This window comes from Paraburkholderia caffeinilytica, assembly GCF_003368325.1.
Lineage (GTDB): Bacteria > Pseudomonadota > Gammaproteobacteria > Burkholderiales > Burkholderiaceae > Paraburkholderia > Paraburkholderia caffeinilytica.
In genome coordinates, this window is record NZ_CP031467.1 from 257,163 (window position 1) to 271,322 (window position 14,160).

11 protein-coding genes are annotated in these 14,160 nt (G+C 63.3%); 3 read left to right on the top strand and 8 right to left on the bottom strand.

Annotation, left to right across the window (positions count from 1 at the left end):
- The first annotated feature begins 37 nt into the window (after positions 1-37).
- A complete protein-coding gene (locus DSC91_RS17105) occupies positions 38-805 on the top strand; it encodes a class II aldolase/adducin family protein (RefSeq protein WP_115780059.1) in 768 nt (255 codons plus the stop codon).
- A gap of 130 nt (positions 806-935) precedes the next feature.
- The gene (locus DSC91_RS17110; RefSeq protein ID WP_115780060.1) at positions 936-1,958 is read left to right on the top strand and encodes a 2-dehydropantoate 2-reductase; all 1,023 of its coding nucleotides are present in this window, start codon (positions 936-938) and stop codon (positions 1,956-1,958) included.
- Between the two features lie 18 nt (positions 1,959-1,976).
- Here the strand turns inward: DSC91_RS17110 and DSC91_RS17115 are convergent, their stop codons facing one another.
- From DSC91_RS17115 to DSC91_RS17130, 4 genes are all read right to left on the bottom strand, one after another.
- Complete coding sequence (locus tag DSC91_RS17115; RefSeq protein ID WP_229758068.1) at positions 1,977-2,678, bottom strand: OmpW/AlkL family protein; 702 nt, start codon at positions 2,676-2,678, stop codon at positions 1,977-1,979.
- Between the two features lie 125 nt (positions 2,679-2,803).
- Positions 2,804-4,594, bottom strand: coding sequence for an acyl-CoA dehydrogenase C-terminal domain-containing protein (locus DSC91_RS17120; protein ID WP_115780061.1), 1,791 nt, complete (start codon positions 4,592-4,594; stop codon positions 2,804-2,806).
- 14 nt (positions 4,595-4,608) lie between these two features.
- The gene (locus DSC91_RS17125) at positions 4,609-5,556 is read right to left on the bottom strand and encodes an electron transfer flavoprotein subunit alpha/FixB family protein (protein ID WP_115780062.1); all 948 of its coding nucleotides are present in this window, start codon (positions 5,554-5,556) and stop codon (positions 4,609-4,611) included.
- A 15-nt stretch (positions 5,557-5,571) separates the two neighbouring features.
- Complete coding sequence (locus tag DSC91_RS17130) at positions 5,572-6,321, bottom strand: electron transfer flavoprotein subunit beta/FixA family protein (protein ID WP_115780063.1); 750 nt, start codon at positions 6,319-6,321, stop codon at positions 5,572-5,574.
- Positions 6,322-6,709: 388 nt separating this feature from the next.
- Here DSC91_RS17130 and DSC91_RS17135 point away from each other — a divergent pair, with 388 nt between their 5' ends.
- Positions 6,710-9,469, top strand: a complete 2,760-nt coding sequence (locus tag DSC91_RS17135) for a winged helix-turn-helix domain-containing protein (RefSeq protein ID WP_115780064.1) — start codon at positions 6,710-6,712, stop codon at positions 9,467-9,469.
- 62 nt (positions 9,470-9,531) lie between these two features.
- Here the strand turns inward: DSC91_RS17135 and DSC91_RS17140 are convergent, their stop codons facing one another.
- The 4 genes from DSC91_RS17140 to DSC91_RS17155 form a co-directional block, all read right to left on the bottom strand.
- On the bottom strand, positions 9,532-10,821 hold the full coding sequence (locus tag DSC91_RS17140) for a DUF445 domain-containing protein (protein ID WP_229758066.1): 1,290 nt from the start codon (positions 10,819-10,821) through the stop codon (positions 9,532-9,534).
- Positions 10,818-11,660 (bottom strand): poly(3-hydroxyalkanoate) depolymerase, encoded by an 843-nt coding sequence (gene phaZ / locus DSC91_RS17145; RefSeq protein WP_115780065.1) that lies wholly within the window; start codon positions 11,658-11,660, stop codon positions 10,818-10,820. The genes DSC91_RS17140 and phaZ overlap by 4 nt, the downstream gene beginning before the upstream one ends.
- Positions 11,661-11,908: 248 nt before the next feature.
- On the bottom strand, positions 11,909-12,331 hold the full coding sequence (locus DSC91_RS17150) for a phasin family protein (protein ID WP_115780066.1): 423 nt from the start codon (positions 12,329-12,331) through the stop codon (positions 11,909-11,911).
- A 59-nt stretch (positions 12,332-12,390) separates the two neighbouring features.
- Positions 12,391-14,025 carry an alpha/beta fold hydrolase gene (locus DSC91_RS17155; protein ID WP_175171788.1) on the bottom strand — a complete coding sequence of 545 codons (1,635 nt, stop codon included), beginning with the start codon at positions 14,023-14,025 and terminating at the stop codon, positions 12,391-12,393.
- Between the last annotated feature and the right edge of the window lie 135 nt (positions 14,026-14,160).

The window sequence follows — 14,160 nt, forward strand, 5'->3', positions numbered from 1 at the left end:
GTTCCATTGCTTGATTCATCGAATAAGGAGTGTCGACGTGGCCTCATCTGTTGTCAGTCTGAAGAACGACGTTTCACCCGCCGAATGGGAAGCGCGCGTCAATCTCGCCGCGGCCTACCGTCTCACGGCGCTGTTCGGGTGGGACGATCTGGTGTTTACCCACATCTCGGCGCGCGTGCACGGCCCCGAACACCATTTTCTGATCAATCCGTACGGCATGATGTTCGACGAAATCACCGCGTCTTCGCTGGTCAAGATCGACCTCGACGGCCGCAAGGTTTCCGAATCGCCCTATGACGTCAATCCGGCCGGCTTCACGATCCATAGCGCGGTGCATACGGCACGCGAAGACGCCCTGTGCGTGATGCACACGCACTCGGTCAACGGCGTGGCGGTGTCGGCGCAGGAAGCGGGATTGCTGCCGCTCTCGCAGCAGTCGCTTGGGGTGCTGGCGTCGCTCGGCTATCACGACTACGAAGGCATCGCACTCAACGAAGCCGAGAAGCCCCGTCTCGTTCAGGACCTCGGCAGCAACACTTATCTGATGCTGCGCAACCACGGCCTCCTGACGGTTGGCGCGACGCCGGCGGACGCCTTCGTCGCCATGTACTTCTTTGAAGCGGCCTGCATGATTCAGGTGCGCGCTCAATCCGGTGGCGGAAAACTGACGCCGATTCCACAGCCGATTCTCGCGGGCATCAAGGATCAGATCCGGATGGCGACGCGGGGCGTCACGCCAGGGGCGCTGGTTTGGCCCGGACTGCTGCGTCGGCTCGACCGCCGCAATCCCGGATACGCCGACTAGCGCGGTTCGCTCGCATCATGCGCGAAGGCGTGTGCCACGCGAACGGCGTAAGCCTGTATCGAGCATCATGTGCCGCGTTTGCCGATTCAACGCAACGCGGATGTAATGGGTAGGTCACCTGAGAACCTGTATGGCAAAAATCTTCATCTACGGCGCCGGCTCGATTGGCTGCTATGTCGGCGGACGGCTCCTTGCCGGGGGTAGCGACGTCAGTTTCATTGGGCGCGCACGCGTGGCCGACCAGTTGCGCAATCAGGGCATCACGCTGTCGCGGCACGACGATAGCCGCTGGCACGTGCCGCCGGAGCGAATCGACGTATCGACGGAGGCGGCCGGCGCCGCCGCTGCCGATCTCGTGCTCGTCACCGTCAAGTCCGCCGCGACACCCACGGCCGCGGCGGAACTGGCGAACGTGCTTCGCCCCGGCACGATCGTCGTGAGCTTTCAGAACGGCATAGGCAATGCGGACGTGTTGCGCGCCGCGCTGCCACAGCACACGGTGCTGGAGGGGATGGTGCCATTCAATGTCGTCGAACGCGGCCCTGGCGGATTCCATCAAGGCTCGGCGGGCAAGCTGGAGATCAGACATACGCCTGCCATGCAGCCGTTCGTCGACGACTTCAGGAAAGCGGGTCTGCCGCTGATCCAGCACGCCGATATGTTGCCGGTGCAATGGGCGAAGCTGCTGCTCAATCTCAACAATGCCATCAACGCGCTGGCGAACCGCCCGTTGAAGGAGGAACTCTCGCAACGCGCCTACCGCCTCTGCCTCGCCATGGCGCAGAAAGAAGCGCTCGCGCTTCTGCAGCGCGCCGGCATCCGGCCAGTCAAAGTGACGCCGTTGCCCACGTCCTGGATACCGCGTGTTCTCAGCGTGCCCGATGCGTTGTTCGAACGGCTGGGCCGCGCGATGCTGACGATCGATCCGCTCGCGCGCTCATCGATGTCCGACGATCTGGCGATGGGGCGCGCCACGGAAATCGACTGGATCAACGGCGAAGTCGTGCGCCTCGCCCAACGCCTTGGGCAAACCGCACCGGTCAACGCACGGCTATGCGAACTCGTGCGCGAAGCCGAGCGGGCCGACGTGCGTCCTTCATGGTCGGGTAAAGCGCTGCTGGCTGAGATGCGGGCTGCAGCACCGCATGCCTAGACCTGTCTTCCGGCAAGGCTAGAATCGGTATCCGATTCCCAGGAACACGATCACCGGATCCGCCGTGATGCGCGTCTTGTTGGACAACACCGTCTGACCGTTGGCGGCCACGGCACTGACTGTCGCATTTGTCTTGAGAAACAGATACGTCACCGACGCAGTCGCGTACCAGTTCTTGCTGATGTTATAAGAGGCGCCCACGTCGAACGCCGGGTTCCACGACGGACTGAGCGACGCCTTGACCTGGCCGCCCGGCCCTGCGATCTGCTGCAACGCCCCGCTGAATGTCGAATTGAGATTGGTATGCGAGTACCACGTATAGTTCACGCCGACACCGGCGAAGGGACGCAGCTTCGCCTGTGCGTCGAAGAAGTAATACTTCAGGAACAGAATAGGTGACCACGAGCGCGTGGTGGCAAGCGGCGCCAGATTCCCCAGATTGAGCGATGGGCCGCCGGCACCGAACGGCGCGGCGTTGCCCTGCGCATAGAGCTTGAGCTTGGGCGGTATGCCCGCCGCCAGGTCAACCGCGATATTGTCCGTAACAAAATAAGTCGTCGAGAGCTCAAAGGTGGCCGTGTTATGTATCTGACCACCCGTTCCCGAAGACGTGAACGTGCCCAATGCCGAACTGCTCTGCAGCGATGTGGCGGAAGACGGGCCGAAATCGAGCCACGCCCCGCCCGCGCTGGTGACGAGACTGCCTGCGCTCTGCCCCATCGCATTCGAACATATCGCGCCTGGTATTAAAGCCAGGCATGCAAGTCTTTTTATCATATCTCCTCCAACTTATTTCGCATTACATATCAACAATTTCTCATCGACGGCTTTTTCAGCCGCACAGATCAGAACTGCTCGATCGGCAGGCTCGCCCCGCTCGATGCGCCGCTGCGAATCGTCTCCAGAAGCGCATTCGCTTTGGGCAAGACCTTGTCGGCATAGAAGCGTGCCGTGGCGAGCTTGGTGCGATGAAAGTCCGGGTCCTCATTCGCCGCGCTTTTTACCGATGCAACGAGCGCGGCGCGCCCCATCTGCCAGCCGCCGCACACGTAGCCGGCGAGCATCAGATAGTCGACGGAACTGGCAAGCGCTGCGTCAGGCTGGGTCGCCAATGCGTGCAGCATCCAGGCGGTGGCCTCGTCGAGCGTCTGTGCACCGGCCGCGAGCGCTGTGCCGACAGACACCACTTGCGTATCCGTGCTGCGTGCGAGCGCCAATGCGGTCTCACGTATCTCCGCGACAAGATCGGCCATCCCCGCGCCCTGATCCGACGCGAGCTTGCGGCCTGCCAGGTCGGCCGCCTGGATGCCGGTGGTGCCTTCGTAGATCGGCGCGATTCGAGCGTCGCGCAGGAACTGGCATGCGCCCGTCTCTTCGATGTAACCCATCCCGCCGTGCACCTGCACACCCAGCGACGCAATCTCGACGCCCAACTCCGTGCACCACGCCTTCAACACGGGAATCAGCAGATCGACACGCACCTGGCGACGCGCGCGCTCACCGGCGTCGGCGTCACGATGCGCGCGGTCCATGTCCGCCGCCATCACGTACGCGAAAGCACGCATCGCTTCGATCTGCGATTTCATCGTCATCAACATGCGCCGCACATCCGGGTGATGGATGATGGCGACGGCGTTAGCCGATTTGCCGCCTGCGAGCCGGCCCTGGACGCGTTCCTTCGCGTATTCGCGGGCCTGCTGGTAAGCGCGTTCCGCCATCGCGAGCCCCTGGATTCCCACCTTCTGCCGCGCCTCGTTCATCATCGTGAACATATGTGCGAGACCTTTGTTCTCCTGGCCCACCAGGTAGCCGATCGCCCCACCCTGATCGCCGAAGCTCATCACGCAGGTCGGACTCGCGTGAATACCGAGCTTGTGTTCGAGAGACACGCAGTGCACGTCGTTGCGTTGTCCCGGAGAGCCGTCGGCATTCAGCAGGAACTTGGGCACGACGAAGAGCGATATGCCGCGCACGCCCTCCGGCGCGTCCGGTGTGCGTGCGAGGACGAGATGAATGACGTTGCCCGTCATGTCGTGATCGCCCCATGTGATGAAAATCTTCTGACCGTAGAGGCGATAGTGGTCGCCTTCAGGCACCGCCTTCGTGCGCACGGCGGCGAGATCCGAGCCCGCTTGCGGCTCGGTCAGGTTCATGGTGCCCGTCCACTCGCCGCTGACGAGATTGGGCAAGTAGCGTCCCTTGAGTTCTTCGGAGCCGTGCTGCCGCAGTGCCTCCGTGGCTCCTGCCGTCAACAGCGGACACAATGCGAACGCCATGTTGGACGAGTTCCACATCTCGACCGTCGCCGCATGCAGCAACTCCGGCAGCCCCTGGCCACCGAACTCGGGGTCGCCGGACAGACCGCACCAGCCGCTCTCGACGAACTGCCGGTAAGCTGCCGCGAAACCGTCCGCCGCCACGACGCCGTCCTTCGTCAGGCGCGCGCCCTGCTCGTCGCCGGACTTGTTGAGCGGCGCCAGCACTTCGGTTGCGAGTTTGGCCGCTTCGTCGAGCACAGCCTCGGCGAGCTCGGGATTCACTTCCTCGAAGCCCGGCAGCGAAGACAACTCGTCAAGACCGGCCAGTTCCGTCATCACGAAGCGCATGTCGCGCAGCGGTGCAATATAGGTGCTCATCATGGTCTCCGGTTTCAGTCCTGTTGCAGTTTGTCGAGTTCACCGGACAACTCCGGCAAAACCTTGAAGAGATCGCCGACGATCCAGTAATCGGCGACCTGAAAGATCGGCGCCTCCTCGTCCTTGTTGATCGCGACGATCACCTTCGAGTCCTTCATGCCGGCCAGATGCTGGATCGCGCCGGAGATGCCGACCGCGATATAGAGTTGCGGCGCGATGACCTTGCCGGTCTGGCCCACCTGATAATCGTTCGGCACGAAGCCGGCATCCACGGCTGCGCGTGACGCGCCGACCGCCGCGCCCAGCTTGTTGGCGATGTCCTCCAGCAGTGCGAAGTTCTCGCCGGAGCCCATGCCCCGGCCGCCCGAGATCACGCGTTGCGCGGCTGTCAGCTCCGGGCGCCCGGAGCGGGTCAGTTGCTGGCTCACGAACCGTGAGCCGGGAATTTCGGCGGCCGGCGCGAGCGGCTCGATCGCCGCCGCGCCGCCTTCGGCAGGCGCCGCGGCAAAGGCTGTCGTGCGTACGGTAATGACCTTGACGCGGTCGGCGCTTCGCACCGTCGCCAGCACGTTGCCCGCGTAGATGGGGCGCACGAACGTATCGGCGGACTCGACGGCAACGATGTCGGAAATCTGCGCGACGTCGAGCAGCGCGGCCACGCGCGGCATCGCGTTCTTCGCGGTCGTGGTGGCGGGCGCCAGCACGTGGCTGTAGTCGGCCGCGACCGTCGTGATCAGCGCGGCCAGGTTCTCGGCCAGCGGATGGGCGTAGTGCGGCGCATCGGCAACCCGCACACGCTTCACGCCGGCGATGCGTGCAGCCTGTTCGGCCACGGCGGCGCATTGCGATCCGGCGACGAGAACATCAATGTCCTCGCCAAGACGCGCAGCGGCGGCGACCGTGTTCAGCGTTGCCGCCTTCAGCGTCTGGTTGTCGTGTTCTGCAATAACGAGTATGGACATGTTTCCCTCTTCCGGTCAGATGACGTGTGCGACGTTCTTCAGTTTGGCCACGAGGTCCGCGGCGTCGGCGACGCGCATGCTCGCCTCGCGTTTCGCCGGCTCCGCGAGCTTCAGCGTCGCCAGCCGCGGTGCGATGTCGACCCCGAGGGCGGCGGGCGTCACCACGTCGAGCGGCTTCTTCTTCGCCTTCATGATGTTGGGCAGCGTCGCATAGCGCGGGGTGTTGAGCCGGAGATCGGCCGTCACGACGGCAGGCAGATCGACCTCGAGCGTCTCGAGTCCGCCGTCGATCTCGCGCGTCACGGTCGCCTTGCCTGCTTCGACGCTCACCTTCGAGGCGAAGGTCGCCTGCGGCCAGCCGAGCAGCGCCGCAAGCATCTGGCCGACCTGGTTCGCATCGTCGTCGATGGCCTGCTTGCCGAGCATCACGAGTTGCGGCTGCTCCTTGTCCACCAGCGCCTTGAGCAGCTTCGCCACGGCGAGCGGCTGCAACTCCGCGTCGGTCTCGACGAGGATGCCGCGATCCGCGCCGGTCGCCAGCGCCGTGCGCAGCGTCTCCTGGCAGGCCTGTATCCCGCAGGACACGACGACCACCTCCGACGCCGCGCCGGCTTCCTTCAAACGCACGGCCTCTTCCACGCTGATTTCGTCGAAGGGGTTCATCGACAGCTTCACATTCGCGATGTCGACGGCGCTGCCATCGGCTTTCACGCGGACTCTCACATTCGCGTCGACGACGCGTTTGACTGGAACCAGTACTTTCATTGCCTACTCCGTTTGGATAAATGACCCCGTCACGCCGGCCAGCTGAACCGGTCGCGCAAGGTTTCGTTCTGTTAGTTCGGGATACGTGCCGCCGGCCCGGATTTGTGCACCGCAATACGATTCGCCTCGGCAGGCATGTCTCCTCCTGGGGGTGGTTGGGCGTATCATTTCGTGAGCAAAACACCGGTTCATGCAGGGTCCGCCGAAGGGCGGCTCCCCCGTGACCGGCTGACTTGACGCACCGTTGTCCAGTAGTGAAACTGCGCGTCTGCTCGCTGGAATCCATAGTGTCTGAGCGCGGCGCCGCGCAATATCCCCCTTAAAGGGGAGCGCGATTGCATTGACGGGGGATGGCAGTCAGGGTGAACCCGAACGCCTGGAGCAACTGATGCACGTGATAAACGCGACAAAAGCGGCGACCAAAGCGCCACCTCCGAACAGACCCCCTCTCTTCCTCGCGACGAAGGTTTTCCCGCCGCGCCTGCCCGCCGGCCTGATCGATCGCCCGCGCCTCGCCTCTCTTGCCGCGCAGACAGAAATGAAGCGCCTGACGGTGATCAAGGCCCCTGCCGGATTTGGCAAGACGTCGCTCGCGCTCACGTGGCTCAACGCGCTCGGAACGAGCAGCGCGCGGGTCGCCTGGCTATCGCTCGACGCCGACGATGACGAACCCGCCCGATACTTCAATCATCTCGCGCGCGCATTGCGGCAAGCCTGTGGCAATGTCGGCGCCTCAGTGATCGGCTTGACCGCCGAGGCGTCGTTCGTGCCGGCGAACGCGCTCGCGTCGACGCTGATTAACGAGCTTGTCGACGTCGACGACGAGGTCTACCTGTTCATCGACGACTACCACTTGATCAGCGAGGCGCCGATTCACGAAGCGATGTCGCTCTTCATCGCCAATGTGCCCTCGCAGGTTCACGTAGTGCTTTGCACGCGAACAGATCCCCCGCTTCCGATGGGAAAGCTGCGAGCCCGCAACGAGCTCCTGGAAATCGACGCGTCGACGTTGCGGTTCAACTTCGACGAGACGCGCCGTTTCGTCGAGCACGAATGCCCCGGCAAGCTCCGCACCCCGGACGTGAAGTCGCTGTTCACCACCACCGAAGGCTGGGCCGCCGCGCTGCGCATCTCCGCGTCGGCACTGGCCCGCAACGATCGCCCCACGGGCTGGCGGGCAGGCGCGCCGAGCGGCGCATCGAGGCCGCTTGCGGATTACCTCGACGAGATCCTTCACTCGTTGCCCGCCGGGATGCTCGAGTTCATGTTGCGCACGGCGATACTCGATCGTTTGAGTGCACCGCTTTGCGAGGCGCTCACCGGCCTGAAGTCCAGCCAGAAGATGCTGGACGCCATTGTTGCGCGCCAGTTGCTGCTGGAGCCGCTGGACCTGGAAGGACACTGGTTCCGCTATCACCGGCTTATGGCCGACTACCTCCGGCGTCACCTGGAAGCCCGCTACCACGAGGAAATCACCGAACTGCATCGGCGTGCGTGGCAATGGTATGCGGCGCAGCGCCAGTGGACCGATGCAGTCAGGCATGCCATTGCGGCCGGCGCAACCGGCGACGCCATTCGCCTCATGGAACACTGCGCCAAGTCGCTCCTCAAGGCAGGCGATCTGCTCACGCTGGTCGGCTGGCAGCGTCAATTCCCAGCCGACCTGATGCGGGCACAGATCACGGTCACGCTTGCGATCGCGTGGGGCACGGTGCTCGCCTTGCGTTTCGACGACGCGGTCTCGATGCTGGATTCGATCGAACGCGATGCCACCGGCAAGGGTGTCGACGCGGACTACGTCCGATGGGAATGCGTGGCCATTCGCTCGGCACTGGTCGCCTTGCAGGATGACCCGCAAAAGGCGCTCACCCTTGCGCAACAATATCTGGAGCGGCCGTCGCGCGATTCATGGACGACCAATGCGGTCTCGAACGTGGCGCGCTTCTGTCACTGGAAAGCGGGCAATCTCGACGCCCTGCACGCCACCCCCTGGATTCCCGACTCGATCGAGGAAGACCAGCGCAGCGTATTCTCCTCCGTCTATCGCCTTTGCCTGCTCGGTCATGTGGAAATGCAGCAACTGCACTTTCCGCTCGCGGAGCGCCGCTTCAACGAAGCGATGGCGCTCGCCGAGCAGCATTCGGGCCCGCAGTCGATAGCGGCGGCGCTGTGCGCCCCGATGATCGCCCAGTTGCGTTATGAGCAGGGCCGGCTGGACGAAGCCGAAACGCTGCTCGTCGACCTCATGCCGGTCATCGAACTGGCCGTATTTCTCGACAGCGTACTGATCTGCTATCGCATACTCGTTCGAATCGCCGTGGCGCGCTCCAATTTTGCACACGCGCATGCCCTGCTCGACCGCGCACAGGAGCTGGGTCAGGCACGCCGATGGACCCGGCTGGTGGCCGCCGCGCTGTCGGAACGAACCCGGCTGAACCTGGCGGAAGGCCGGCTTACCGAAGCAGGCGCGTGCGTGGCGCAGCTGCATCGGTTGGCCGCCTCCGACGCCGGGCCGTCCGCTCCGATGTTGCCGGAAATCGAGAACTTCAGGGATCTCGGCGCTGCGTGTCTGGCGATAGGCCGCCAGCAGACACATGAGGCGGTCGAGATATTGAGCGGTGCGCTTGAGCGTCTCGAACACCTCCACGGAACCTATCTCGCGCTGCGACTGCGGACTCTTCTCGCGCTGGCGTGGCTGAACGCCGGCGAACGCGACCGGGCGCTCGAGATATTCCACGAAGTTGCGGCGGTCGCGGCACCTGCCGGGATTTGCCAGTCGATCGTCGATCAAGGGCCTGAGATCGGCCCGCTGTTGAAGCTGGCGCGCGAGAGCGCCCGCACCACAACGGCCAAAGGGCACGAAACAGTCGCCTGGCTGGACCGTGTGCTGGGCAGCTGGCGAGCACAGCACGAACCCAACAGCGAGCCTCGGCAAGAAGGCGAGCGGGACCGCCTCAGCACACGGGAGCGCGGCATCGTCGAGTTGATCGCACAGGGACAATCGAACAAGGAAATTGCGCGGACGCTCGGGATAACACCTGAGACGGTCAAGTCCCACGTCAAGAGCATCTTTACGAAGCTCGCGGTCGACAAGCGTGCTCAAGCCGTCGCGCGCGCGCAGACGCTTGGATTGGTCAAGCATGGCTAGCGTGTGTTCACGCCAATAACCGGCTTGCGCTGGCCGCCCACGCCACGAGGGCAGCGCCTGGCCTACCATAAGAAAAGCAACACGCATGCGTGGATCAGGACGCCCACCGTGCCCCCGACAAACGTGCCGTTGATTCGAATGTACTGCAGGTCCCGGCCTATCTCGGCCTCGAGCTTGCGGCTCACCTCCTTCGCGTCCCAGCCTTTCACGACGTCGGTTATCAACGCCGACAACTGATGGCGATGGCGCAGCACGAGCAGGTTTGCGATATCGAGCCACCACGCGTTCAACTTGCGCTGAATCGAGGATTCACTCGCAACGCCTTTGCCGATGGCGACAAAGGTGCCGGCGATCATGTCGCGCACCGCCGAGCGCTCGCTTCCGAGATCGGCAAGCACGTGCTCGCGGACGCGATCGAGCAAGGCGCGATAGTAACGCCCGTCTTCAAGATGCCGGATGCAGTCGCGCAGCAACAACCGGCCAAACCGGCGATAAACCACGGAGGTCCGCAGGTTGCCGGACAGATCTTGCACCGCCACGTCGAACCGGCGCCGAAGCTCGTGCGCCGGGTTTGCCACGACCTCGCGGATGAGCGCGACGATGCTTTCGACAAACTTGTTGACGATATAAGTGCCCAGCGGCGCCGGCGTGAATTTCGACGCCTCGCTGAACTTCGCCTTGATCAGGTCCACGTTGGTGCTCAACCACGTTTCCACGGCGCTCAGTCCGCGATCGAGCAAAGGCTGATGGCGGTTGCCTTCGGTGAGGACGTCCAGAACCTGGCCCGCCATGCGCGATACCTCGAACCTGCGCAAGCGCGGAACCACGATCCGATCGAAGAAATGTTCGACGTCGGTCTCGTCCACGTCGTCGAGCAAGCGGGGGAGCGAGCCGGCCACCGCCTCCGCGATCACCGCGCTGTTTTCGCGTACTGCGAGCCACCCCGCCAGCGCTTCTGCTGCATTGAAACCACTCAATCGCCCGACGATGACTTCGGGGGTCAGGAAGTTTTCTTCCACGAAGCTGCCGAGACTCTCGGCGATGCGCTGCTGATTCTTCGGAATGATGGCCGTGTGCGGGATCGGCATCCCGCACGGGTAGCGGAACAACGCGACGACGGCATACCAGTCCGCAATCGCACCGACCGTCCCCGCCTCGGCGAAGGCGCGTGGCCACGCTAGCCAGGGGTGTGCGGCCTGCCAGGCCACACACGTGACCAGGAGAACGATCAGCGCCGCGAGCAGACAGGTCGCCGTCGTGCGCATGCGCTTCAGCCGGACGAGCTTCTCGTCCCTGGTTGGATCAAGCGTCGCGCGCCCGGCATGTCCGCTTCCCTGCGTTACGGAATTCAACGCGCCTCCTGCCGCAGGAACCGCTTCACGACCGGAGCGACTTCACCTGCCCGGGTGATGAGAAAGAGATGCCCGTCATCCACCACGTGCAGGGTTGCATCGCGAATCCTTGCCGCAAGAATCTTTGCGTTCGTGAGCGGGACGATCGGGTCGTCGTTGCCATGCATGACGAGCGTCGTTTGCCGAAGCGCGCCCAGCCAGGGCAGGCTGGTCCATCCCGATGCGGCCAGTAGTTGGTAGAGATAGCCTCGGCCGCGCGGCGCCTGGATATGGCGGCTGTGTTCCGCGAGCAGCGCGGAATCGTGGCGGTACGCGCCGCCGTATATCTCCGCCCCGATTTGCCGCAGGTAGGCCGGATCGGTATAGCGTCGCGGCCCGATCAGTTTTGAAAGCACCGACAGCCGCGCGGGCACCATGATCACACCTGGCGACGTGGCGGCGAGTACTAGCCTGCGGCAGCGCCTGGGGTAAAGGTGCGCGAACTGCTGGGCCAGCGCCCCGCCCCACGATACGCCGAGTACATCGACTGGACCGGTGTAGCCGAGCCGCGTCAGGAGCTTGTCGGACAGGACGGCAAGCGTCGAGAACCGATACGGGATCAAGGGGACGGGCGAGCCGCCTACACCGGGGACGTCGAAAACGATGACTGTGACGTCATCCAGTGCCGTCACGAACGGCTCGACCAGTTCGAGATTGGCGCCGATGCCGTTGAACAGCAGCAACGGCGGCGAGGCGTCGCTACCACGCCGGACAGCGACGCGCAGCAACTGGCCGTCCAGATCGATCGTTTGAATTTGCATGGCGTCGACGCATTCCGCGCCTGTTTGTAAGTCGGTCATGCGGTTGATCCTTTGTCGGCTGGAGTTAGCGTGTCGGCTGGAGTTAGCGCTTCAGCGCTTACTCCAGCCCCATAGCGCTTACTCCAGCCCCATGCAGAGCAGTCGACCAGAGTTGGCGCTTTAGCGCTTACTCTGGTCCCATGCAAAGCTGTCGGCTGGAGTTAGCGCTTTAGCGCTTACTCCAGCCCCGCGCAAGATAGTTGCCCGGCCCGCCGCTTCACTATCGCGGCTCACACCGGCCCGTTAGATCACTTCCTGGGCTGCACGAGCGCTTTGAGCTCCTCGACATGCTCCGCAAAACGTTTCGTGACGACAGCGATGCTGTCGGTTTGAGCCCGGTACGCCGCATCCGCCAGCTCCTGCATGTCCGTGAAGGCCTTTTGCAGTGTCTTTTGAACTCCTTCTCCCGCCGCAGCAGCGGATTCGCTGCCGGGGGTCCTCAGACGGGTAACGAGCGATTGCAGTTCAGTCATCGCCGAACGCGCGATGTCCATCTGCTTCTGACCGAGTTGCTGAACGCCGGCGAGCGCAGTCATATTGGCCTCGGCGAGCGCCTCGATGTCCTTGCGGCGCGCTTCGAGAATGGCGGCTACATCGACGCCCGGCAGCTTGAACTGCGTGATGAGCTTCGTATATTCAGAGAAGATATTGCTGGGGTTGGTTGCGGTCATGATGACTCCGTTAAAGTAGTTGCAAAAAAATCGTGGTCGTTAGCCGGCAACGATACCGTTCAGGCTTCCGAAACATAGGTCCCGGGTGCTTTCACACCGGCGGGGTGCCGTTCACTGCCAAGGGACGCCGGCGCTGCGCGCTTGTCGCCGGACCGAGCGACCAGCCAGTCTCTCCAGTTGTCCCACCACGAGTCGGCTTCAGTCTTTGCGCCGGCAAGCCACGCATCGGCATTCGCGGGCAACTCGGGATTGAGGTAGTACTTCGCCTTCGGATTGCCGGGTGGATTGATCAGACTCTGGATGTGACCGCTTGAACTCAGGACGAAGCGGGTAGTGCCGCCAAACGTCGTAGCGGTTTTGTACACCCCCTTCCACGGCGTAATGTGGTCCGTCATACCCGCCACCACATACTTGTCGCACTCGACCTGAGACAGGTCGATCGGCGTGCCCAGCACCGTCAGCGCACCCGGCTTGCTGAACAGGTTCTGCGTGAAAATGTCGAGCAATTGCCCGTGCAGCTTCGCCGGGAGCCGGGTCGTGTCGTTGTTCCAGTAGAGAACGTCAAAAGCAGGCGGTGCGTTGCCCAGCAAGTAATTGTTGACCCAGTAGTTCCATACCAGATCGTTGGGCCTCATCCACGCGAAGACGCGGCCCATTTCCTCGCCCGCCAGCACCCCGCGCGAAATGCTGTGCTGCTTGGCCGCTGCAATGGCCTCAGGCGTTGCGAAGAGACCGAGTTGCGAGTCGGCGATATTGTCGAGTACGGCAACCATCAGCGTGGTGGCGTTGACCGTCTTATCGCCCCGGCTCGCGAGATGGCCCAGCAAAGCCGAGATCGTCATCGCGCCGGAGCAGGCGCCGTGCAGATTGACGTCGTCGCACCCGGTGATCTCGCGCACAGCCGCAATGGCTTCCAGCAGCGCACTGACGTACGTATCCAGATCCCAGTGACTTTGAGCCGCGGTCGGATTGCACCAGCTGACGACAAACACCTGGAGCTCGTTCCTGACCAGATAGTCGACGATGCTCTTGCCCTCGGACAGATCGAAGATGTAGAACTTGTTGATCTGCGGCGGCACGATCAGTTGCGGCCGGCTGTAGACCTGCTGCGTCGTCGGCGCGTACTGGATCAGTTCCAGCACTTCGTTGCGAAAAACAACGGCGCCATTTGACGTACCGAGGTTCCTGCCGACCTCGAAAGCCGTCTTGTTGACCTGCGCGGGCATGCCGTGATTCTTGAGCAGGTCCATCACGATGTTGTTGCAACCGTCCAGCAGGCTGGCGCCGCCCGTATCGATGACTTTCTTGAGCGCCGCGGGATTGCCCAGCAGCGTGTTCGTGGGAGACGCAGCGTCCGTAATGAGCGACATCACAAACCGCGCACGCTCCTTGTTGGCAGGATCCAGCGCTGAGCGCTCGACGAAACCCGCAAGGGCATTGCGCCACGCGAGGTAGCCTTGCAGCGTCATGCGGTATAGCGAATTGTTCTGCCACGCGGCATCGGCAAAACGTTTGTCGCCCTTTGGCGGAGACGATTCCGCGCTACCCGAGAGCAGCCCGAAAAGCTCGCGAGCCAACGCCGCTTCCTGCTCCATGACCAAGCCGGGTTGCCGCCATGCCTGGGCGCAAATCTGCTGTACGGTTGCCGCGATATCGCACGGCCGCAGGCCGACAAAGGGGTTGGGACCCAGCATGCCATCAGCAGCCGAAGCCGCGAGATCGTCGGCCTTCTCACTTTGCTGGCCTTGCAGGTTTTGCGGGCTCTGCTGGTTTTGCTGCGGCTTTTGCCGCGAGCCTTGCTGCGTGCCTTGCCGTGGGCTTTCAGTGGT

Excerpts from the sequence above, each read along its gene's own strand:
- DSC91_RS17110 (WP_115780060.1), top strand. The coding sequence starts at position 936 with ATGGCAAAAATCTTCATCTACGGCGCCGGCTCGATTGGCTGCTATGTC.
- phaZ (WP_115780065.1), bottom strand. The coding sequence starts at position 11,660 with ATGACCGACTTACAAACAGGCGCGGAATGCGTCGACGCCATGCAAATT.
- DSC91_RS17155 (WP_175171788.1), bottom strand. The coding sequence starts at position 14,025 with ATGCTGGGTCCCAACCCCTTTGTCGGCCTGCGGCCGTGCGATATCGCG.
- DSC91_RS17115 (WP_229758068.1), bottom strand. The coding sequence starts at position 2,678 with ATGGGGCAGAGCGCAGGCAGTCTCGTCACCAGCGCGGGCGGGGCGTGG.
- DSC91_RS17125 (WP_115780062.1), bottom strand. The coding sequence starts at position 5,556 with ATGTCCATACTCGTTATTGCAGAACACGACAACCAGACGCTGAAGGCG.
- DSC91_RS17130 (WP_115780063.1), bottom strand. The coding sequence starts at position 6,321 with ATGAAAGTACTGGTTCCAGTCAAACGCGTCGTCGACGCGAATGTGAGA.
- DSC91_RS17150 (WP_115780066.1), bottom strand. The coding sequence starts at position 12,331 with ATGACCGCAACCAACCCCAGCAATATCTTCTCTGAATATACGAAGCTC.
- DSC91_RS17135 (WP_115780064.1), top strand. The coding sequence starts at position 6,710 with ATGCACGTGATAAACGCGACAAAAGCGGCGACCAAAGCGCCACCTCCG.
- DSC91_RS17120 (WP_115780061.1), bottom strand. The coding sequence starts at position 4,594 with ATGAGCACCTATATTGCACCGCTGCGCGACATGCGCTTCGTGATGACG.